Raw genomic sequence first — 20,668 nt, 5'->3', positions numbered from 1 at the left:
CTGGGAGGAAACAATGACCTTTTCAAAGCTCACGAGCCTGCTTCTTTGTGGAGGCGCACTTGCCTTCGCGAGCCCCGTCTTCGCCGATACCGAACTGAAGGTCTACATCTCAAGTCAGCATCAGCCCGACGTCTGGCGCAAGGCACTTGACCAATACGAAGCAAAGACCCCCGGCGTGAAGGTCGCTATCGAGACAGGCGGCAACACGTCGGAGGCGCAAGCCCAGTATCTCAACACCGTCATGTCGGCAAAGGACAGTTCGCTCGACGTTCTGATCCTTGACGTCATCCGTCCGGCCCAGTTCGCCGCGGCCGGCTGGACGAGCGATTTTTCCGGCAAGGACCTGTCCGGCTATCTGCCGGCCTACGTCGAGGCCAATACCGTTGACGGCAAGGTGGTAGCCCTCCCGGCTTTCGCCGATGCGCAATTCCTCTACTACCGCAAGGACCTCCTTGACAAATACGGCCTGCAGCCGCCGAAAACCTGGGATGAGTTGAAGGCGGCGGCGAAGAAGATAACCGAAGGCGAGGGAAGGCCGGACCTACAGGGGCTCTCCTTCCAGGGTAAGGCGATCGAGGGGGCCGTCTGCACCTTCCTCCTTCCCTATTGGAGTCAGGGCAAGGCACTCGTCGAGAACGGAAAACTGACATTCGATCATGACGCCGCGGTGAAGGCGCTGTCGCTCTGGAAGAGCTTCGCCGATGAAGGCGTTGCCAAGAAGAACATTGCCGAAGTGGCGACGGACGACACCCGTAAGGAGTTTCAGGCCGGCAATGTCGTCTTTGCCGTAAACTGGTCCTATGCCTGGGCGAAATCGCAAGGGGAGGATTCGGCCGTCTCCGGCAAGGTCGGCGTTGCCCGGCTGCCCTCGGTCGAGGGTGGAGAGCAGTCGACCTGCCTTGGCGGCTGGGAGTGGGGCGTTTCGGCCTATTCCGAGCACCAGGATGAAGCCAAGAAACTCGTCGAGTACCTCTCGAGCCAGGAAGTTTCGAAGTTCATGGCGATCAATGGCGCGCTGCTTCCGACTTATGCCGACCTCTACAAGGATGCCGAAATAGCCAAGGCGGCGCCTTGGTTCGCAGACGCACTCCAGGTCGTCGAGACGGCAAAGCCGCGGCCGGTGACGCCGCGCTACAACGAGGTCAGCGAAGTCATCCGCACAACGGTCAACGCCGTATTGGCCGGTGTCGTGACGCCGGAGGACGGAGCGACCCAGATCGAGGCGCGTCTGAAGCGCATCCTGCGTTGAGTGGCTCCGGGGCGGCCGCGCGCCGCCCCGGCAACTCCTCTTAACCCCAACGGTCCGGAGCGGCGATCATGACGACTACATCTATATTGAAGGCGACGGATGCCCAAGAGCAGCGGCCTGCGGCGTGGACACGCTGGCTCGACCTCGGCGACAGGCCGCTCGCCCTCCTGCTCCTGGCACCGGCGACCGTTCTTCTCGCGCTCATCATCGTCTACCCGGTCTGCCGCCTTGCCTATACGAGCTTCTTCAACCTGTCGCTGACGTCCGGGATGCCGGCCGAATTCGTCGGCCTCGACAATTACCGGCTGATGTTCGACGATCCCGTCTTCTGGGAGACGACCTGGAATACCGTGCTGATCACCTTGATCACCGTTCCCGGCGCACTTGTCGTCGGGCTCGCCCTCGCCCTTATGGCCAACCTGCCGTTCAGGACGCAGTGGCCGGTGCGCTTATCGCTCCTCATCCCCTGGGCGCTGCCGCTGTCCTTTGCCGGCCTGATCTTCGCGTGGTTCTTTCATTCGGAATACGGCATCGTCAACGATGTCCTGATCCGTCTCGGTTTCGAGGGCATCATCTGGTTCAATTCGCCCGGCTGGGCCTTCGCCGCGATCTGTCTGACGATCATCTGGAAGACCTCGTCCTTCATGGCGCTGATCATTCTTGCGGGGCTGCAGACCATCCCGCGCTCGCTCTACGAGGCGGCGGACGTCGACGGGGCAGGGCGCCTGCGCCAGTTCTTCGAGATCACCCTGCCACTTCTGAAGCCATCGATCGTCGTCGCGCTGATCTTCCGCACGATCACCGCGCTGCAGACTTTCGACATCCCCTACATGATGACGGGCGGGGGACCGGGCACCTCCACCTCGACGCTCGCCATGTACATCCACCAGAACACGGTGTCCTTTCTCGATCTCGGCTACGGCTCGGCGCTCGCCGTCGTGATGTTCGCGCTGTCGATGTGCGTCACCACTGTCTACCTGCGCATGATCCGGACCAAGGAGTAGTCACGATGAGCGCTGTTACCGCCTCCGGCCCACTTTCCATGCTGTCCGGCAAACCGCTGCGTGGATTTGCTGCCGCCGCCCTCTTGATAAACGGTCTGTTCCCGGCCCTGTGGATCCTGTTCACGTCGCTCAAGACCGAGGGCGAGCTGACGGCCAAGCCGATCACATGGCTGCCGCACGCACCGACCCTGCAGAACTACATGCAGGCATTCTCCGATCAGCCGCTGCACATCTTCCTGCTCAACAGCTTCGTGGTGGCGCTGCTTTCCACAATGCTCACCCTGCTGGTGTCGGTGCTCGCGGCCTATGCGCTGGCACGGCTCGATCTTCGGTATCGCGGCCTGATCCTGTCCGCGATCATCGCGGTCTCGACCTTTCCACTGGTGACGCTGCTCGTGCCGCTTTTCGAGATCATGCGCGCGCTGAACCTCCTCAATACCTGGATCGCGCTCATTCTGCCCTATACCGTGCTCAGCCTGCCCGTCTGCACGCTGATGCTGGTCTCGTTCTTCGAGGGCATCCCGCGCGATCTCGAAAATGCGGCGATGATCGACGGCTGCACCCGGCTCGGCGCGCTGTTCAAGGTGGTGGTGCCGCTTTCCGCACCGGGCGTGTTCACGGCGGGCATTCTCGCTTTCGTCAACGCCTGGGACGAATTCCTGCTGGCCCTCTCGTTCAACTCGAATCCCCTGCTGCGCACGCTGCCTGTCGGCATCCAGCTCTATCAGGGCGAGTTCGCCTTTCCCTGGCCGGTCATTTCGGCGGCGCTGGTCGTCGGCATCGTACCGGTCGCCATTCTCATCGTGATCTTTCAGGAACGTGTCGTGTCCGGGCTCACGGCCGGCGGTATCAAGGGGTGAACGACGTGATCAAGACCAGGCGCGATATTTCCGAACTGCGCAGTCAACGCTGGTTCGCCTCCGACGACATGCGCGGCTTCGCTCACCGGCAGCGAACGCAGCAGATGGGCATGCGGCGTGAGGAATTCCTCGGCCGCCCCGTCATCGGCATCATCAATACGTGGAGCGAAATGAGCCCCTGCCACGCGCATCTGCGCGAGCGCGCCGAAGCGGTCAAGCGCGGCGTCTGGCAGGCCGGCGGCTATCCCGTCGAAATGCCGGCTCTTTCCGTCGGCGAGGTGATGGTCAAGCCGACGACGATGCTCTACCGCAATTTCCTCGCCATGGAATGCGAGGAGTTGCTGCGCTGCCATCCGATCGACGGCGCGGTGTTGCTCGGTGGTTGCGACAAGTCGACGCCCGCGCTCGTCATGGGGGCGATCTCCATGGACCTGCCGATCATCTTCTGCCCGGCTGGCCCGATGTCTAACGGTCAGTGGCGCGGTCTCAAGACGGGTGCCGGCACGCACACCAAGAAGTATTGGGACGAGCTGCGCGCCGGCAACATCACGAAATCCGACTGGGTCGATCTCGAAAGCCGGATGACCCGTTCGGCCGGCACCTGCAATACCATCGGCACGGCATCGACGATGACGTCGATCGTCGATGCCATGGGCCTCACCCTTCCGGGCGCGTCCTCCATTCCGGCGACCGATTCCGGCCATCCGCGCATGGCCTCAGCCTGCGGGGTGCGGATCGTCGAAATGGTATGGGAGAACCTCACGCCATCGCGGATCCTCGACCGGGCAAGCTTCCTCAACGGGCTCGTCGCCTATATGGCGCTTGGCGGTTCGACCAACGCGGCCGTCCATATGATCGCGATGGCTCGTCGCGCCGACGTCGAGCTAACACTGGACGACATGGCGGCGATGGCCGCCAGGGTACCGGTCGCCGCCAATGTCTTCCCGTCGGGCGAACACCTGATGGAGGACTTCTATTTTGCCGGTGGCCTGCTCGCGCTCCTGCGGAAGTTTTCCCGCCATCTCGACCTAACGCGGCCGACGGTCAACGGGCACACGCTGGGCGAAAACATCGAAGACGCCGAATGCTGGAACGACGACGTCATTCGCGATGAAGATAACCCGGTCGTGCCGCTGTCGCGCGGCAAGACACTGGAGGTTCTGCGTGGCAACCTCGCGCCCAACGGCGCCGTGATGAAGTCGTCCGCGGCAAATCCCAAGTTCCTGAAACATGTCGGCCCGGCGATCGTCTTCGACAATCCGGCGGTGATGAACAAGACATTGGACGATCCGGATCTCGACATCACCGAGGACACCGTGATCGTGCTGCGTAACGCCGGTCCCGTCGGCGCGCCCGGCATGCCGGAATGGGGCAATCTGCCGATACCGAAGAAACTGCTGAAGCAGGGTGTGCGCGACATGGTGCGCATCTGCGACGGCCGGATGAGCGGTACGCATTACGGAACGTGCATCCTTCACGTTTCGCCGGAGGCAGCCGTCGGCGGACCGCTCGCCCTCTTACGCACTGGAGATCTCGTCGAGCTCGACGTTGCGGCGGGCAGGATCGACATGCGCGTCGACGAGACGGAGCTTCAGCGCCGCCGCAGCGAATGGAAGGCGGCCGTGCCGGTTTATCAGCGCTCCTTCTCCGCCCTCTACCAGCAGCACGTCAGCCAGGCCGATCAGGGCTGCGATTTCGATTTCCTGAGCGGCGCCGCGCCGGTGCCCGAGCCCCCGATTTTCTGAGGAGATAACGATGAGCTTCACCAATCGTTTCAAGAGCTGGCTCACCGAACGGGACCGGCAGACGCCGTTCGGCACCTGGCTGATGGCTGCCGCACCGTCCACAGCCGAGGCGCTGGGCTATTGCGGATTCGACTTCCTCGTCGTTGATATGGAGCATGTTCCGATCGAAGTCTCCGACCTCGCGGGTATCCTGCGGGCTATCGGCTGCACGCCGGCCGAGGCGGTCGTCAGGCTCGCCTGGAACGACCAGGTTCTCGTCAAGCGCGCCCTCGACGCCGGTGCACGCACCGTCATGCTGCCGTTCGTACAGACGGCCGAAGAAGCGCGTGAAGCCGCTTCATACACGCGCTATCCGCCCGAGGGCGTGCGCGGGGTCGCCGCCGTCCATCGCGGCTCGAAATTCGGCACGATCCCCGATTATCTCAAGCGTGCCAACAGCGAGATCTGCACGATCGTACAACTGGAGACGCCCGAAGCGATCGAGCGCCTGCCTGAGATCGCCGCCGTCGACGGCATCGACGCAGTCTTCGTCGGACCGGGCGACCTTTCCGCGGCCATGGGCCATATCGGCAACATCGCTCACCCGAAGGTGCAGGCGCTGATCGAAAAGGCGGCGGCGAGCGCGCGCTCGGCCGGCAAACCGATCGGCATCGTCGGGCCCAATCCGGACATGGTGAAGCGCTTCGTCGGCTACGGCTACGACTTCGCTGCGATTGCTTCGGACCTGGCGATGATGACCGGCCGGGCGAACGACTGGCTGTCGACGCTGAAGGGCGAGGCGGCGGCCGCCGCTTCTCCCGCCGCCGCCTATTGAGGACATCGTCGTGGAAAGCGAATTCAGCCTCGTCCTCGACCTGAAAGCCTCGCTCGGCGAATGCCCGCTGTGGTCGGCGGCCGAGCAGCGGCTTTATTTCGTCGACATCAAGAATGCCCGCATTCACGCCTTCGACCCGGAAAGCAAGGCTCTTGCGACCTTCGCATTACCGGAGGAAGTCGGCTGCATCGGCCTTGCTGCAGGCGGCGGCTTCGTTGCCGGTCTCCGTTCCGGCATCTGGCTTCTCGACGCTAATGGGCAGCCGATCCAAAAATTGGCGGACAATCCCGAAGACCAGAACGCCAGCCGCTTCAATGACGGCACGGTCGATCCTGCCGGACGCTTCATCGCCGGGACAGTGGACGAAACGCGCGAGAACGGAACCGCCAGCCTTTACCGATACGACAGGCGGGGGCTGCAGCAGCTCGAGGGAGGTCTGCTCACTTCCAACGGCACGGCCTTTTCGCCGGACGGACGACGTCTCTATCATTCCGACACGCTGCGCTACACGCTTTACACCTACGACTACGAGGTGGAACCCGGCACCGTTTCCGATCGCAAGGTCTTTGCGCACTTCGGCAGCGAAACCGATCGGGGCCGTCCCGATGGTGGCGCCGTCGACAGCGAGGGGTGCTACTGGACCGCGCTTTTCGAAGGGGGGCGGGTGCAGCGCTACAGTCCCGACGGGGACCTGCTCGGCGAATATGCCGTACCCGTGCGCTGCCCGACCATGGTCGCTTTCGGCGGCGCTGACATGAGGACGCTCTACTGCACGAGCGCCCGTGTCGGACGCCCTGAGGCGGAATTGGACGCCTTTCCGCTGTCGGGCGGCCTCTTCGCCATGCGCACCGACGTGGCCGGGCTCGCAAAACCACTGTTCAATCCGGAAACCTGACCCATGTCCGCATCCTACGACACAGTTCGCTACACCTCGCTCGAGGACCGAAATGTTCTGATCACCGGCGGCGCTTCCGGCATCGGCGAGGAGATGGTCAAGGCTTTCGCCGCCCAGCGCGCGCGCGTTTCGTTCCTCGATATCGACGAGGTCGCCGGCGCGAAGACGGCCGAAGTGACCGGCGCCGATTTCCTACGCTGCGACATCACCGACATAGCGGCGCTGCGTTCGGCAATCGCCGCGGTGGAACAGCGAAACGGAGCGATCGACGTGCTGGTCAACAATGCCGGCAAGGACGACCGCCATGCGCTGGCGGACGTGGAGCCGGAGTATTGGCGGCGTGCGTTGGCGCTCAACCTGGACCATCAGTTCTTTGCGACCCAGGCGGTAAGCCGCCTGATGGCGGAAAGGGGAGCGGGTTCGGTCATTATGCTCGGCTCGATCTCCTGGATGCGCGGCCGGCCCGGCATGGTCGGCTACACGACCGCGAAGGCGGCGGTTAACGGCATGACGCGGACTCTCGCCCGCGAACTCGGGCCTTCCGGCATTCGCGTCAATTGCATCGTGCCCGGCGCGATTGTTACCGAACGACAACTGAAATTTTGGACCACTCCGGAGCAGAACCAGCAGTTTCTCGATCTCCAGGCGCTGAAATTCCGCCTCGACGCCAGCCATGTCGCCCGCCTGGCGCTTTTCCTCGGCTCGGACGAAAGCAGCGGCTGCACCGGTGCGAACTTCGTCGTCGATGCCGGCTTGACCCAGAATTGAGTATGACACCATGAAACTTGAGACCACCGCGACCGGCTTCACGCTTTCCCTTGATGAGCGGGTCATCTTTAGCCACAGCGCGTCATCTCCCTGCATCTATGCCGGCCACGGCGAGGAGCGCATGGACATGTATCGCGGCAACTTCGAAATCGAGGATTACGTCGTCGAGCGCAGCCCGCTCGCCCACGCCGAAATCGACGGCTGTCGCATCGTGCTTTCCGAAGCCGAGGGTCAGAAGGCGCGCCTGACGCTGACCGTCCGGGATGGTGCCATCGAGTTCTCCGCCGTGGATCCTTCGGTGAACCGGCTCTGGATCCGCGTCGTGGCCGATCACGACGAGCATGTCTGGGGCGGCGGCGAGCAGATGTCCTACTTCGACATGCGCGGCCGCCGCTTTCCGCTCTGGACGTCCGAACCCGGCGTCGGACGCGACAGGACCAGTGAGATCACCTTCAAGTCGAACGTCAAGGATCGTGCGGGCGGCGACTACTTCAACACGAACTATCCGCAGCCGACCTTCGTCTCCTCCGCCCGCTACGCACTGCACGTCGAGACGTCGGCGTACTCCGTTTTCGATTTTCGCCGCAAGGCCTTCCACGAGATCGAAACCTGGTCGATTCCGGAGCGGATCGAGTTCTTCGCCGCGGATACCTTTGTGGAGCTTGTGGAGAAATTGTCGCTCCGTTTCGGACGCCAGCCAACGCTTCCCGACTGGGTCTACAACGGCGCGATCGTCGGCCTGAAGGACGGCGTCAATTCGTTCTCACGGCTCCGAAAAATGCGGGACGCCGGCGTGCGCGTATCTGGCCTCTGGTGCGAGGACTGGGTTGGCCTGCGGCAAACCTCCTTCGGCGCCCGCCTGTTCTGGGATTGGCAGGCGAACGAGGATCGCTATCCGGCGTTGCGGCAGCGCATTGCGCAACTGAACGACGAGGGCGTCCGTTTCCTCGGTTATGTGAACCCCTACCTCTGCGTCGACGGCCCATTGTTTGCTGAAGCGGAAGCCGCGGGCTATTTCGCAAAGGACGCGTCCGGTGGCACGGCGCTGGTCGACTTCGGCGAGTTTGAGTGCGGCGTCGTCGACTTCACCAATCCGGATGCGGCCGAATGGTTTGCCGACGAGATCATCGGCAGCAAGATGCTCGATTACGGCCTGTCCGGCTGGATGGCCGACTTCGGAGAATACCTGCCGATCGATGTGAAGCTCGCCAACGGCGTCGACGCCAAGCTGATGCACAACCAGTGGCCGACCCTTTGGGCCGAAGTCAATGCCAAGGCTGTCGCCAGTCGAGGCAAGACCGGCGAGGCCCTGTTCTTCATGCGCGCGGGGTTCACCGGGGTGCAGAAGCATTGCCCGCTGCTCTGGGGCGGCGACCAGTCGGTCGATTTCTCCCGCCATGACGGCCTTGTGACCGTCATCTGCGCAGCGCTCTCATCAGGGCTCCTGGGCAATGCCTACCACCACTCCGATATCGGCGGATACACGAGCCTTTTCGGAAACGTGCGCACGCCAGAGCTTTTGATGCGCTGGGCGGAAATGGCCGCCTTCACGCCCGTGATGCGCAGCCATGAAGGCAACCGACCGCGCGAAAACGTCCAGATCGACCAGGACCCGGAGGTGCTTGCCCATTTTGCGCGGATGACTGGCATCTACGTCCACCTCGCCCCCTATCTGAAGTCGCTTTCTGAGGAGGCATCGGTGCGCGGCCTTCCTGTTCAGAGGCCTCTCTTCCTGCACTACGAGGACGATCGCAACACCTACGGGATACAGGACAGCTATCTCTACGGGACGGAACTGCTTGTCGCGCCCGTTTGGCAGGCGGCACAATCTGAACGGACTCTCTACTTGCCGGCGGGTGACGACTGGATTCACGTCTGGAGCGGCCGCGAATATGCCGGTGGGCAGAAGATCACGGTGCCCGCGCCGATCGGGCAGCCGCCGGTCTTCTATCGATCAGGCGCGTCGCTTTCGGCGTCGTTCGCCGAACTTCGGAACATCTGACCTATGGACCCCGCCGGCCTCGCAGGACTATTGGCCCTCGCGGCGGTGGCGGCGTACGTGCAGACGCTGACCGGTTTCGCCTTTGGCCTGATCATGATGGGCGGCGTCGGGTTAACGGGGCTCCTCGACTTGCCCGACGCAGCGGTGCTCGTCAGTTGCCTGACGTTCATCAACGCGGCGCAGGTTCTCCTCAAGGGCTGGCGCGATATCGCTGCCCGCGAATTCGTGCCGATCATTTTCTCGAGCGTGATCGCGCTTTTCATCGGCTACTGGCTTCTCGGCGTGCTGGCTGCGGCGTCGATCGACTGGCTGAAGCTGGTGCTGGGCGTCGTTATCGTAGCCTCGAGCATTCAGCTTGCCCTGAAGCCGGCGCCCTTGGCCGAACCGTCATCGGTGCCGTCCTTCCTCTTCTTCGGCGCGATCGCGGGGCTGATGGGTGGGCTCTTCTCCACGGCCGGGCCGCCGCTCGTCTATCATCTCTACCGCCAGCCGCTGCGGCCTGCGGCCATACGTGAGACGCTCGTCGCCGTCTTCGCGGCCAACGCCATCATCCGCCTCGGCGTCGTCGCGTCGGCCGGGCACATGCCCGCTGCAGGCTTCTGGTGGGGCCTGCTCTCTGTCCCGGTCGTGATCGCGCTAACCTTCGCGGCCAAGCGCTGGCCGCCGCCGCTCTCTTACTTCGCGCTCCGCCGTCTGGCGTTCGCTCTTCTGCTCATCTCCGGCCTTTCCCTGGCCGTTCCTGCACTGATCAAAATCATCGGAGGCATTTCATGACCGAGTCCCGCAAGATCGCGCTCCAGGATCCATCGCTGCTGACGAACAAAGCCTTTGTCGCCGGCGAGTGGATCTCGGCCGCGGATGGCAAAACATTCGCGGTGACCGATCCCTTCGACGGCGCCGTGATCGCCGAGGTTCCGAGCCTCGGACGGGAGGTTGTGGCCGCGGCGATCGACGCGGCCGCAGAGGCGCAGAAGCTCTGGGCGAAGCGCACTGCCAAGGAACGCGCCCAGGTGCTGAAGCGCTGGTTCGACCTGATCGTGGCGAACGCCGACGATCTGGCGCTGATCCTGACGACTGAGCAGGGCAAGCCGCTCACTGAGGCCAGGGGAGAGGTCATCTCCAACGCGGCCTATCTCGAATGGTTCGCCGAGGAAGCCAAGCGCATCGACGGCGACATCATTCCGGGAGCCAATCCTGGCCAGCGGATCATGGTCTTGAAGCAGCCGGTCGGTGTCTGCGCGGCCATCACGCCCTGGAACTTTCCGAACGGCATGATCACGCGCAAGGCCGGGCCTGCGCTCGCCGCTGGCTGCAGCATGATCCTGAAGCCCGCCTCCCAGACGCCGCTGTCGGCGCTGGCGCTTGCGGTGCTGGCCGAGCGTGCCGGCGTGCCCAAGGGCGTCTTTTCCGTGGTGACCGGTGAAGCGCAGCCGATCGGCCTCGAGTTCTGCCACAATCCGAAGGTGGCGAAGATTACCTTCACCGGATCCACGGGCGTCGGCCGCTGGCTCATGAGGGAGGCGGCGGACGGCATCAAGCGGTTGTCGCTGGAACTCGGCGGCAACGCGCCCTTCATCGTCTTCGACGATGCCGACCTCGACGCCGCCGTCGAGGGGGCGATGATCTCGAAGTTCCGCAATGCCGGCCAAACCTGCGTCTGCGCCAACCGGATCTATGTGCAGGAAAGCGTTGTCGAGGCGTTCTCCGAAAAGCTGCTCGCCAAGGTTTCGTCGCTCAGGCTTGGCCGCGGCACGGAGGCGGGTGTCAGCCAGGGGCCGCTGATCGACTTCCGTGCCGTAGAGAAGATGGAGGAGCATGTCGCCGATGCTCTCGAAAAGGGCGGCCGGCTGCTTGCCGGCGGCAAGCGCAGCGTGCTTGGCGGCAACTTTTATGAGCCGACCGTCGTCAGCGGAATCACCCAGGCGATGAAGGTGGCGAAAGAGGAGACTTTTGCACCGTTGGCTCCAATCATCACGTTCAAGAACGAGGAGGAGGTGATCGCCATGGCCAATGACAGCGAGTTCGGCCTTGCCTCCTATTTCTATGCCAGGGACCTCGCGCGTGTGTGGCGCGTCGCCGAAGCGCTCGAAGCCGGCATGGTTGGCGTCAACACCGGCATGATCGCCAACGAGATGGCGCCTTTCGGCGGCATCAAGCAATCCGGCATGGGGAGGGAGGGCTCCAAATACGGCATCGAAGGCTTCCTCGAGCTCAAATATGTCTGCGTCGCGGGGATGTGACGCCGATTTGGTCGGCTATTCTCGTCTCATGGCGGCGGATATGGCTATGGCGACATCCAGGCCGAAAAGGCGTTGCGAGGGCCGACGGCGAGATGAAGGCGCTGCGGGTCAGCCATCAGATCGCCTCCCAGAGAGTTTTTTTGCTTAGCCACGTCCCATCTTCTTTCGCCATTCTGAGTAGTCCGCCTGCGCCTTGTCCGATGTCGGCGGGTAGAGGCCGATGACACCAGCGCCGTTGGTAACCTGTTCGAGCACAAAGTCTTCAAAACTTTCCATGCCGATGCATTCCTCGACGATCTCGTCGGCGAGATGCGCCGGTATCACCATCACGCCGTCGCTGTCCCCGAGAATCACATCGCCGGGAAACACAGGGGCGTCCCCGCAGGAAATCGGCACATTGATATCGAGCGCCTCGTGCAGCGTGAGGTTGGTTGGCGCCGACGGCCGCTGGTGATAGGCCGGCATGTCGAGACGGCCTATGCCGTCCGCATCGCGAAAACCGCCGTCGGAGACGACCCCTGCGCAGCCTCGCACGGCGAGCCGGGTGACGAGGATCGAACCGGCCGAGGCCGCGCGCGCATCCTTGCGGCTGTCCATGACGAGCACATGTCCGGCCGGGCAGGTCTCCACCGCCACCCGCTGCGGATGGTCGGCATTACGAAACACTGTGATGGGGTTGCGGTCTTCTCGCGCCGGAATGTAGCGCAAAGTGAAGGCCTGCCCCACCATGTTGACCCCTTTCCAGGAGATGGGATGGACATTCTGGATGAACTGGTTGCGCAACCCTCTTTTGTAGAGAGCTGTTGCTACGGACGCGGTCGAGACCTTCATGAGCTTGGCGCGTGTGGCATCGGTCAATACATAGTCGGACATGCTCGTCTCCAAATCTAATCAGTTGATCGCGGGCTCATCGACCCGGGGGCCGAAATCCGTCTTGAGAAAATCGAAGTCGCAGCCCTTGTCAGCCTGCTCGATGTGTTTCGAAAACATCAGGCCGTAGCCACGGCCGTAGCGCGGGGGCGGCGGCGTCCAGGCGGCGCGTCGTGCCGCCAGCTCATCGTCCGACACAAGCATATTGAGACTGCGTGCGGGAATATCCATCTGGACCATGTCGCCGGTCCGGAGCAGCGCAAGTGGTCCACCGACATAGGCCTCGGGAGCCGCATGCAACACACATGCCCCGAAGGATGTGCCGGACATGCGGGCATCGGAGATGCGCATCATATCGCGCAACCCAAGCTTCAAAAGCGCCTTCGGCATGGGGATCATGCCCCATTCCGGCATGCCCGGCCCGCCTTGGGGGCCGGCATTTCTCAGTACCAGCACCGTGTCCGGCGTCAGCGGATAGTCGGGATCGTCGATGATCTTCTTGAGGTCGGCATAGCTGTCGGCCACCAGCGCCGGCCCCTTGTGCCGGTGGAACTTCGGGTCGCAAGCGGCTGGCTTGATCACGGCGCCGTCGGGGCAGAGATTGCCCTTCAGCACGGCGAGGGACCCCTCGTGATAGACGGGGTTGGTGAGAGGCCGGATCACATCCTCGTTCCAGATTTTCACCGCTTCCAGCCCATCGGTCAGCGGCTTGCCGGTAACCGTAATCGCCGAACTGTCGAGCTTGTCGCCAAGCTGCTTCATCAGCGCGCGCAGGCCGCCGGCATAGTAGAAATCCTCCATCAGGTAATTGCTGCCTGAAGGCCTGATATTGGCGATCACCGGTGTGGTGCGGCCGATCCGGTCGAGGTCGTCGAGCTCCAGCGGAATGCCGGCGCGGCGCGCCATGGCGATTACGTGTATGATCGCATTGGTGGAGCAGCCCGTTGCCATGGCCACCGTCACGGCATTCTCGACCGCCGCAGGGGTAACGATCCGGTCCGGCGTCAAGTCGTCCCAGATCATCTCGACGACGCGGCGGCCGCATTGTGTCGACATGCGTTGGTGGCCGGCGTCAGCCGCAGGGATTGAAGAGGCACCGGGCAGGGAGAGGCCCATGGCCTCGGCGATCGCCGTCATTGTCGAGGCGGTCCCCATGGTCATGCAATGGCCGTAGGAGCGAGCTATCCCGCCCTCGATGCCCTGCCATTCCTCTTTTGAGATCGTGCCGGCGCGGCGCTCGTCCCAGTATTTGAACCCGTCGGTGCCCGAGCCCAGATACTTGCCGGCATAATTACCGCGCAGCATCGGTCCGGCCGGCAGGAAGATGAAGGGCAGGCCCATGCTGAGAGCGCCCATGATGAGGGCAGGCGTAGTCTTGTCGCAGCCGCCCATCAGAACGGCGCCGTCAACGGGATGCGAGCGCAGCAGCTCCTCGGCCTCCATCGCCAGCAAGTTGCGGTAGAGCATGGTCGTCGGCTTGACGAAGCTCTCCGATAGCGACAGCGCCGGCAGCTCCATGGGAAAACCACCGGCCTGCAAGATGCCGCGTTTGACCCATTCCACGCGGTCCTTGAAATGCATGTGGCAGGGCTGGGCATCCGACCAGGTGTTTAGGATCGCGACGATAGGCCGTCCCTCCCAGTCCGCCGGATCGTAGCCCATTTGCATGGCCCTGGAACGGTGGCCGAAGGAACGCTGGTCGTCCGGCACCATCCAGCCGGCGGATCGCAGTTGCTCGTAGGTCTTTTTCGGTGTCATGGACTTCTCCGGCCGGTCTTCGGCCGCATTGGCTTCAATCAGAAGCGGATTTCGTTTGATGTGATGAATGCCTGTAGCGCCGCATGCTGGGATGAAGTGAGCGGCCAAGCTGATGGTGGCCGGGTGGCGCCGCAGTCATGGCCGATCGCTGCCAGTGCCGCCTTGACACCTGTGACATTGGTTCCATTCAGTTCCTCGGCGCGGATATCCTCGAATGCCCTCATGCCCGCAATCAGGCGGTTGGCCTCGTGGTAGTCCCCCGCTTCCAGTGCCGAATGGATGGCGACCGATCGCTCAGGCCAGACATTGATGAGGCCAGAGGTGAAGCCGCGCGCGCCGACCGCATAGAAGGCGGGCGCCCAGACTTCGGCCAGCCCCCCGACCCATACGATGTCGGGATCGGCGGCGGCGATCGCTTCGGCAAGCTTCAGCGGATTGGGCGTCGCCCACTTGACCCCGATGACCGAGGCGAGCGCGCAAAGATCGCGGATCGTCTTGATGCCGATGGCATCGTTGCGCAGGTAGAGCACGATCGGCAGACCATCGGCCGCGTCAGCAACCGTCTTCACATAGTCGACAAAACCGCGCGGCGCCGAGAACGGATCCGGCGGCTGGTGGATCATCAGGGCTGCAGCGCCTGCCGCTTTTGAGGCGCGTGCCAACCGACAGGCATCGCGCACGCCCCGCCCCACACCTGCCAATAGAGGTATGCGGCCATCGACGTGCTCCGCCGAGGCGAGGACCATGGCCTCGGCCTCCTCAACAGTCAGGGCATAGAATTCGCCCGTATTGCCGTTGGCGACAAGAATGTGCACGCCCGCGGCAATCGCCTTGTCGACGACCGGCTTCTGTCGCCGGGGCTCGATCTCACCGGCGTTGTCATAGGGGGTGACGAGGATGCCGGAGATGCCCGTGAGGGCATTGCTTAGTTCTTCAGTCATCGGCTAGTTCTTTCTTGTGTCAGTGAGGTTCGCATCGGCTCACTCGGTGAAGGCTTCGTCACGCTTGCGGTTGATCGAAGGTGCAAGTACGAGGCCCAGCACGAGCACGGCGACCGCCAGCAGCGACAGGCTGAGCGGGCTGCGCACGAAGATGGTCGGATCGCCCTGGCTGATCAGCATGGCGCGCCGCAGGTTTTCCTCCAGCATTGGCCCTAGGATGAAGCCCAGGAGCAAAGGCGCCGGCTCGAAGCGAAGCTTGAAAAGTGCAAAGCCTACAACGCTGAAGCCCGCCATGATGAAGACGTCGAAAACGCTGTTGTTGATGCTGTAGGCGCCGATGCAGCAGAAACCGATGATCGCCGGAAACAGAAGGTGGTAGGGAATGGTCAGCATGCGCAACCACAACCCGATCAGCGGCAGGTTGAGGATGACGAGCATCAGGTTCCCCGACCACATAGAGACGATCATGCCCCAGAACAGCGCGGGCTCCTCGGAAATGACGTTGGGGCCGGGCGTGATGCCCTGGATGATCATCGCGCCGACCATCAGCGCCATGACCGGATTGCCGGGGATTCCGAGTGTCAGCATCGGAATGAAGGAGGTCTGCGCGCCGGCATTGTTGGCCGCTTCCGGGGCGGCCACCCCTTCGATCGCGCCCTTGCCGAACTCGGCGCGGTTTGGCGAGACGCGCTTTTCCAGCGCATAGGCCGCAAAGGAGGACAGCATGGCGCCACCGCCCGGCAGCACGCCGAGCAACGAGCCAAGTGCGGTGCCGCGCAGAACGGGACCGCGGATGCGCCTGAAATCGTCGCGCGTCAGCATTAGACCCGTGACCTTCCTGACGCCGACCGAGCGCTCGTGCTCGTTTTCGAGATTGCGCAGGATCTCGCAGAGGCCAAATATGCCCATGCTGACCGCCACGAAATTGAGGCCGTCATAAAGCTGGGGGATGTCGAAGACATAGCGCGGTGTGCCGCTTTCCACATCGGTGCCGATCGCTCCCAGCAGCAGGCCGAACACGATCATCGCGAAGGCCTTCAGCAGCGAGCCGCTGGCCAGCGCCACCGAGGCCACCAGACCCAGCACCATCAACGAGAAGTACTCGGCAGGTCCGAACTTCAGCGCGACAGCGGCGAGGGGCGGTGCGGCAACGGCAAGCAGGACGGTTGCGACGGTGCCGGCGAAGAAGGACCCGAGCGCCGCCGTTGCCAGCGCCGCGCCCGCGCGCCCGCGGCGTGCCATCTGGTAGCCGTCGATCGCAGTGACAACAGACGAGCTTTCGCCGGGCAGGTTGATGAGGACCGCCGTGGTCGAGCCACCATACTGGGCACCATAAAAGATACCTGCCAGCATGATCAGCGCCGACTCCGGCTGCAGGCCGAAGGTGATCGGCAAGAGCATGGCGATTGTCGCGGTCGGTCCGAGCCCCGGCAGAACTCCGATGGCGGTTCCCAGAAGACAGCCGATGAAGCCATAGGCCAGGTTCACAGGGTGAAAGGCGGTGGCGGCGCCCAGCCAAAGGTCGGAAAAGATATCCATCACGAAACTCCTCGCAGACGGCGTCGGTCAGTTGCCGAGGAACGGAATCCATGGCCCGAAGGCGCTGACGGGAAGCGACAGAAGCCGGGTGAAGAGCACGACCGAACAGATCGCCATGAACAGGGCGAGCGCGACCGAATGGCGCCAGCCCGCATATTTGCTGGCGAAGCTGACGGCGACGATCATCAGGAACATCGTTGGGGCAAGCCCCAGGCGAGAGAGCGCGAGCCCAAAGACAATCGGGGCCAGGATGACCAGTGCGTAAGCCTTCCAGTTGGCTGTTTCATCCGGCTCGGCTTCGGAGGCAACGACCAATGACTGAAGGATAATCAGCACTCCGATGCTGATCAGGAGCAGACTCAGCATCCTGGGAAAATAGCCGGGTCCCATTTGGAACGAGTTTCCGACGTCGAGTTCCCGGCCGAACCAGATGAAAAGGAGGCTGACGACGATCATCGCTACGCCGCCGACGAAGTCGCGGCCGTTTCTAATCTTCAACATGGCTTCAAGATCCACGGGTCAGGATGCACCGGCCGGCGTGATACGCCGGCCAGTGGACGAAAAGGTCACTGCAGCGGAACGTTGGCCGCCTTGATGACTTCGGCCCATTTCTCGGTTTCGCCCTTGATGAACGTGGCGAATTCCTCCGACGTATTGCCGACCGGCGTCGCGCCCATGCTTTCTATCTTTTCCTTCATTGCAGGCTCATGAAGAATGGCCTGAACTTCCTTGCTCAGCTTTTCGACGATTTCTGGCGGGGTACCCGCCGGTGCAAAAATGCCGTGCCAGGATGTCGCCTCGAAGCCGGGAATGACGCTATCCATCGTTGGCACGTCGGGCAGCAGCGATGCCTTGTCGAGGCTGGTGACCGCCAGCGCGCGTAGTTTGCCGGCCTTTACCTGCTGGGCAGCCGTCGGAATGTTGTCGAACATGAAATCGACATGACCGGCTACCACGTCCATGATCGCCTGGCTGCTGCCCTTATAGGGCACGTGGGTGATCTTGACGCCGGTCTTGGTTGCGAGCAGTTCGCCGGCGAGGTGGATCGAGGTGCCGACGCCCGAGGAAGCATAGGTGTGCTTGCCCGGCTCCTTCTTCAGCAGTTCGATTAGTTCCTGCACGGAGTTGACCGGCAGCTTTTCCGGATTGACGACGAGCACGTTCGGCATTCGGGCGATCAGCGACAGCGGCGCAAAACCCTTTGCCTTGTCATAGGGCAGCGTCTTGAAGAGGGTCTGATTAATCGCGTTGGAACTGACCGTTCCCATGCCAATTGTATAGCCATCGGGCTCGGCGCGGGCGAGCTCGCCAAGACCGATATTGCCGCCGGCGCCGGGCTTGTTCTCCACGATGAAGCGCTGACCCAGCCGCTTGTCTAGTTGCTCGGCAACGAGGCGGCCAAATGCGTCGGTATTGCCGCCAGCGGCAAAGGGAACGATGACCGTCACCGTCTTCGAGGGATAGTCCTGGCCGCGACCCGCAGTCGCAGTCACCGCACAGATCGATGCGGCCATCGCCGCCAATGTGATGAAACGCTTCAAATGCATGAATTCCTCCTCCCGTTTGGACGCCGGTGCCCTTCTGAAAATCAATCTTCCGGCTCCTCAACCGAAAAATGAAAGCGCTTCCATTTTATCAGCAAATTCGCGCTCTGCAAGACCTGGCTACAGGCCACTGAACCAAGTGATTTCAACCAATTAGAGTGACTTACAGAATTTTGTTTGGGGAAAGACTTGCCAAAACAAAAAATGAAAGCGTAAATCATTTTTGAGATGGAGACAGTCATGGCGAGACGGGAAAGAGGCGGACAGCCAGAGCAATCCAGCCCGGTTACGCTGGCGGACATCGCCAAGCTCGCCGGCGTCTCTCCGGTGACCGTGTCGCGCGCTATCAATACGCCGAGCCTCGTGAAGCCGAATACGCTTGAGGCCATCCAGCGCATCATCGCCCGCACCGGTTATGTGCCGAACCTGCTAGCCGGCGGGCTCGCGTCGCGCCGCACTCGGCTGGTGGCGGCCATTGTTCCGTCGGTATCGAGTACCATCTTTGCCGAGGCGATCGAAGGCCTCAATGCCGAGCTTGTAGCAGAAGGCTACCAGCTGCTGCTGGGCCTGTCGGGCTATGACCATCAGCGGGAGCTGGAACTGACCCGTGCCATTCTCGCGCGGCGACCAGACGGCATAATTCTGACCGGCATCACGCACTTGAAAGAAACGCGGTCGATGCTGACCGGGGCCGGACTGCCGATCGTGGAGATATGGGATTCCACGCCGTCGCCGCTCGATACGGCGGTCGGGTTCTCGCATTATGACGTCGGCGTGCTGGTCGCGGAATACCTGATGGCTAAGGGGTATGACCGTTACGCTCAGATCGGCGCAAACGACCCGCGCGCGCTCCAGCGCCGCGACGGCTTCATCAACCGACTGGCGAGCGTCGCCCCGGTCGAATTGCCCGATATCGAGATGAACTCTCCCTCGACCTTCAGCGACGGACGGCAGGCCTTGGCACAACTGCTCGACCGTGGCGGCGGCTCGCTCGCCGTCTTCGGCAGTTCAGACGTCGTTGCCCATGGAGCCCTGACTGAGGCGATCGCCAGGGGTCGCCGGATGCCGGAGGATGTCGCGATCATCGGTTTCGGCGATTTCGACTTCGCACCCCATACCTATCCGTCCCTGACGACGGTACGCATCGACCGCCGCATGATCGGCACGCAGGCAGCGCGATCAATTCTTCGAAAGCTGTCCGGCGAGGAGGTCGAGCCGATGATCAAGATCGGCTTTGAAATTGTCGTGAGACATTCGGCATGAATTGAATCGAAACTGAAAAGGTCGGTCTCCTCATTGAGAGTATGTAGGAGACGCCGGGATTGCGGCTCGCCCGAGTTCAAGAGCTTATGCTTAGTGGCCCATAGTCGAGCATGCGTCCAGAGCTGAAGAGGCGGCACGCGCCTAGCGCCAACGACAACACAGGGTCGACCTTGGCCTTCAGCCGGCCAGAGAGCAGCGCGAAGCCGCCATCCGGCATCTGCGCATTCGACTTCGCTCCCGTCGAATGAGGCGTTCAGCGCCTTTAAGATTCGCTATCACGCGGTGACCGCTCGGTTGCGGGCAATAATTTCTTCGTAGGTCAGCTTGCCCCCGGCTGCCAAGAATTCCCGATCAGGGCGTCGCGATAGCCGGGCGCGCGCGCGAACGATCGGCCGACCGCAGCGCCGATTTCAGCTCGTCTGTCGTCAGTTCCGTGCAATAGGCGGGGGGCGCGTGCCGGTGGTTGGATTGGCTGAGATGAGGGCGCAAACCTGCCGTTCACGCGCAACGAATTGACAGTCCGCTTTGGCGAAGGTTTTTCGATGCGGGCCGCGGCGCGACGGTGGTGGCTGGGCCTGTGTCGGCCCGCGTTGACAAACCTCCCAAGGAGGAGGCCGCGGGGGCTGGGTAGAGCGCCTATGGGGAAAGCGTGCGGCTGCGGTTTTTCAAGGGGGCTATCGGCGGCAGCGTCGGGTGCGAAGGTGTAGCCCCGAAGNNTTGCATGAGCCGATCGGGATCGGGGTCACAGGTCTTTGGTAGGTTCGCGCCGGCGATTTTTCAGTGTGCTGGGTTGCCTTAGGCTGACCGGCGCCACCCCGGAACGCCTCGTCGATGCGGACCAGCCTCGGCTGATGTGAGATGGATTTCGTCATGCGGCGTCCTTTCGGGGTGGCGCGCGGCATCTGGGTTGTTGGCCGCGGCGGAAGATCTCGACGATGCGCATCGGGCCGCCGCAAACCGGGCATGGCTCTCTCAGGGTGAGCGGCGTGACCTCGGCGTTTGGTGCGTCGTGCTGCGATGGCGTTTGCGCCCCGAGCAGTTTCCTGATCCTTGCGATATTGGCCTTGTGGCCTGCACTGGCGAGCAGACCGTAATGGCGGATGCGGTGGAATCCGTCGGGCAGCACGTGGATCAGGAAACGGCGGATGAACTCGTCGGTGGCCAGCCGCATCACCT

At 62.8% G+C, this 20,668-nt stretch carries 18 protein-coding genes; 11 read left to right on the top strand and 7 right to left on the bottom strand.

Annotated features, from left to right (window positions below):
• Nucleotides 1–13: 13 nt before the first annotated feature.
• The 10 genes from RHIBR816_RS0116200 to RHIBR816_RS0116155 all read left to right on the top strand — a co-directional run bounded on the left by RHIBR816_RS0116200 (nt 14) and on the right by RHIBR816_RS0116155 (nt 11,577).
• Entirely contained in the window at nt 14–1,249 is a 1,236-nt protein-coding gene (locus RHIBR816_RS0116200; RefSeq protein WP_018237620.1) for an ABC transporter substrate-binding protein, read from the top strand.
• A 68-nt stretch (nt 1,250–1,317) separates the two neighbouring features.
• Nucleotides 1,318–2,253 carry a carbohydrate ABC transporter permease gene (locus RHIBR816_RS0116195; RefSeq protein WP_026187063.1) on the top strand — a complete coding sequence of 312 codons (936 nt, stop codon included), beginning with the start codon at nt 1,318–1,320 and terminating at the stop codon, nt 2,251–2,253.
• Between the two features lie 5 nt (nt 2,254–2,258).
• Nucleotides 2,259–3,113, top strand: coding sequence for a carbohydrate ABC transporter permease (locus RHIBR816_RS0116190; RefSeq protein WP_018237618.1), 855 nt, complete (start codon nt 2,259–2,261; stop codon nt 3,111–3,113).
• On the top strand, nt 3,110–4,858 hold the full coding sequence (gene araD, locus RHIBR816_RS0116185) for an L-arabinonate dehydratase (RefSeq protein ID WP_018237617.1): 1,749 nt from the start codon (nt 3,110–3,112) through the stop codon (nt 4,856–4,858). The genes RHIBR816_RS0116190 and araD (RHIBR816_RS0116185) overlap by 4 nt, the downstream gene beginning before the upstream one ends.
• 10 nt (nt 4,859–4,868) lie before the next feature.
• Complete coding sequence (locus RHIBR816_RS0116180) at nt 4,869–5,672, top strand: HpcH/HpaI aldolase/citrate lyase family protein (protein ID WP_018237616.1); 804 nt, start codon at nt 4,869–4,871, stop codon at nt 5,670–5,672.
• Nucleotides 5,673–5,682: 10 nt separating this feature from the next.
• On the top strand, nt 5,683–6,567 hold the full coding sequence (locus RHIBR816_RS0116175; protein WP_018237615.1) for an SMP-30/gluconolactonase/LRE family protein: 885 nt from the start codon (nt 5,683–5,685) through the stop codon (nt 6,565–6,567).
• Between the two features lie 3 nt (nt 6,568–6,570).
• A complete protein-coding gene (locus tag RHIBR816_RS0116170) occupies nt 6,571–7,335 on the top strand; it encodes an SDR family NAD(P)-dependent oxidoreductase (RefSeq protein WP_018237614.1) in 765 nt (254 codons plus the stop codon).
• Between the two features lie 10 nt (nt 7,336–7,345).
• Nucleotides 7,346–9,337: an alpha-glucosidase gene (locus tag RHIBR816_RS0116165; protein WP_018237613.1), complete on the top strand. Its 1,992-nt coding sequence runs from the start codon at nt 7,346–7,348 to the stop codon at nt 9,335–9,337.
• A gap of 3 nt (nt 9,338–9,340) precedes the next feature.
• Complete coding sequence (locus RHIBR816_RS0116160) at nt 9,341–10,111, top strand: TSUP family transporter (RefSeq protein ID WP_018237612.1); 771 nt, start codon at nt 9,341–9,343, stop codon at nt 10,109–10,111.
• A complete protein-coding gene (locus tag RHIBR816_RS0116155) occupies nt 10,108–11,577 on the top strand; it encodes an NAD-dependent succinate-semialdehyde dehydrogenase (protein WP_018237611.1) in 1,470 nt (489 codons plus the stop codon). The genes RHIBR816_RS0116160 and RHIBR816_RS0116155 overlap by 4 nt, the downstream gene beginning before the upstream one ends.
• 144 nt (nt 11,578–11,721) lie before the next feature.
• On the opposite strand, the gene RHIBR816_RS0116150 is transcribed toward RHIBR816_RS0116155, so the two are convergent.
• The 6 genes from RHIBR816_RS0116150 to RHIBR816_RS0116125 all read right to left on the bottom strand — a co-directional run bounded on the left by RHIBR816_RS0116150 (nt 11,722) and on the right by RHIBR816_RS0116125 (nt 18,232).
• A complete protein-coding gene (locus tag RHIBR816_RS0116150; protein ID WP_018237610.1) occupies nt 11,722–12,450 on the bottom strand; it encodes a ribonuclease activity regulator RraA in 729 nt (242 codons plus the stop codon).
• Between the two features lie 18 nt (nt 12,451–12,468).
• Nucleotides 12,469–14,205: an L-arabinonate dehydratase gene (araD, locus tag RHIBR816_RS0116145; RefSeq protein ID WP_018237609.1), complete on the bottom strand. Its 1,737-nt coding sequence runs from the start codon at nt 14,203–14,205 to the stop codon at nt 12,469–12,471.
• 38 nt (nt 14,206–14,243) lie between these two features.
• Nucleotides 14,244–15,146, bottom strand: coding sequence for a dihydrodipicolinate synthase family protein (locus tag RHIBR816_RS0116140; RefSeq protein WP_018237608.1), 903 nt, complete (start codon nt 15,144–15,146; stop codon nt 14,244–14,246).
• A gap of 39 nt (nt 15,147–15,185) precedes the next feature.
• Entirely contained in the window at nt 15,186–16,685 is a 1,500-nt protein-coding gene (locus RHIBR816_RS0116135; protein WP_018237607.1) for a tripartite tricarboxylate transporter permease, read from the bottom strand.
• Between the two features lie 27 nt (nt 16,686–16,712).
• A complete protein-coding gene (locus RHIBR816_RS0116130) occupies nt 16,713–17,186 on the bottom strand; it encodes a tripartite tricarboxylate transporter TctB family protein (protein WP_018237606.1) in 474 nt (157 codons plus the stop codon).
• A 65-nt stretch (nt 17,187–17,251) separates the two neighbouring features.
• A complete protein-coding gene (locus RHIBR816_RS0116125) occupies nt 17,252–18,232 on the bottom strand; it encodes a tripartite tricarboxylate transporter substrate binding protein (RefSeq protein WP_018237605.1) in 981 nt (326 codons plus the stop codon).
• A 237-nt stretch (nt 18,233–18,469) separates the two neighbouring features.
• Here RHIBR816_RS0116125 and RHIBR816_RS0116120 point away from each other — a divergent pair, with 237 nt between their 5' ends.
• Nucleotides 18,470–19,492, top strand: coding sequence for a LacI family DNA-binding transcriptional regulator (locus RHIBR816_RS0116120; protein WP_026187062.1), 1,023 nt, complete (start codon nt 18,470–18,472; stop codon nt 19,490–19,492).
• 868 nt (nt 19,493–20,360) lie between these two features.
• On the opposite strand, the gene RHIBR816_RS0116115 is transcribed toward RHIBR816_RS0116120, so the two are convergent.
• The coding region (locus RHIBR816_RS0116115; RefSeq protein ID WP_198294148.1) for a transposase at nt 20,361–20,668 on the bottom strand (308 nt) is incomplete at its 5' end.

This window comes from Ensifer sp. BR816 (genome assembly GCF_000378985.1).
Lineage (GTDB): Bacteria > Pseudomonadota > Alphaproteobacteria > Rhizobiales > Rhizobiaceae > Sinorhizobium.
Note: the sequence above shows the minus strand (reverse complement) of the source record. Positions and strands in the feature narration are given on the sequence as shown.

Coding starts and splice junctions, on each gene's coding strand:
- RHIBR816_RS0116200 (WP_018237620.1), top strand. CDS start 14: ATGACCTTTTCAAAGCTCACGAGCCTGCTTCTTTGTGGAGGCGCACTT.
- RHIBR816_RS0116195 (WP_026187063.1), top strand. CDS start 1,318: ATGACGACTACATCTATATTGAAGGCGACGGATGCCCAAGAGCAGCGG.
- RHIBR816_RS0116190 (WP_018237618.1), top strand. CDS start 2,259: ATGAGCGCTGTTACCGCCTCCGGCCCACTTTCCATGCTGTCCGGCAAA.
- RHIBR816_RS0116180 (WP_018237616.1), top strand. CDS start 4,869: ATGAGCTTCACCAATCGTTTCAAGAGCTGGCTCACCGAACGGGACCGG.
- RHIBR816_RS0116170 (WP_018237614.1), top strand. CDS start 6,571: ATGTCCGCATCCTACGACACAGTTCGCTACACCTCGCTCGAGGACCGA.
- RHIBR816_RS0116165 (WP_018237613.1), top strand. CDS start 7,346: ATGAAACTTGAGACCACCGCGACCGGCTTCACGCTTTCCCTTGATGAG.
- RHIBR816_RS0116160 (WP_018237612.1), top strand. CDS start 9,341: ATGGACCCCGCCGGCCTCGCAGGACTATTGGCCCTCGCGGCGGTGGCG.
- RHIBR816_RS0116155 (WP_018237611.1), top strand. CDS start 10,108: ATGACCGAGTCCCGCAAGATCGCGCTCCAGGATCCATCGCTGCTGACG.
- RHIBR816_RS0116150 (WP_018237610.1), bottom strand. CDS start 12,450: ATGTCCGACTATGTATTGACCGATGCCACACGCGCCAAGCTCATGAAG.
- araD (WP_018237609.1), bottom strand. CDS start 14,205: ATGACACCGAAAAAGACCTACGAGCAACTGCGATCCGCCGGCTGGATG.
- RHIBR816_RS0116140 (WP_018237608.1), bottom strand. CDS start 15,146: ATGACTGAAGAACTAAGCAATGCCCTCACGGGCATCTCCGGCATCCTC.
- RHIBR816_RS0116135 (WP_018237607.1), bottom strand. CDS start 16,685: ATGGATATCTTTTCCGACCTTTGGCTGGGCGCCGCCACCGCCTTTCAC.
- RHIBR816_RS0116130 (WP_018237606.1), bottom strand. CDS start 17,186: ATGTTGAAGATTAGAAACGGCCGCGACTTCGTCGGCGGCGTAGCGATG.
- RHIBR816_RS0116125 (WP_018237605.1), bottom strand. CDS start 18,232: ATGCATTTGAAGCGTTTCATCACATTGGCGGCGATGGCCGCATCGATC.
- RHIBR816_RS0116120 (WP_026187062.1), top strand. CDS start 18,470: ATGGCGAGACGGGAAAGAGGCGGACAGCCAGAGCAATCCAGCCCGGTT.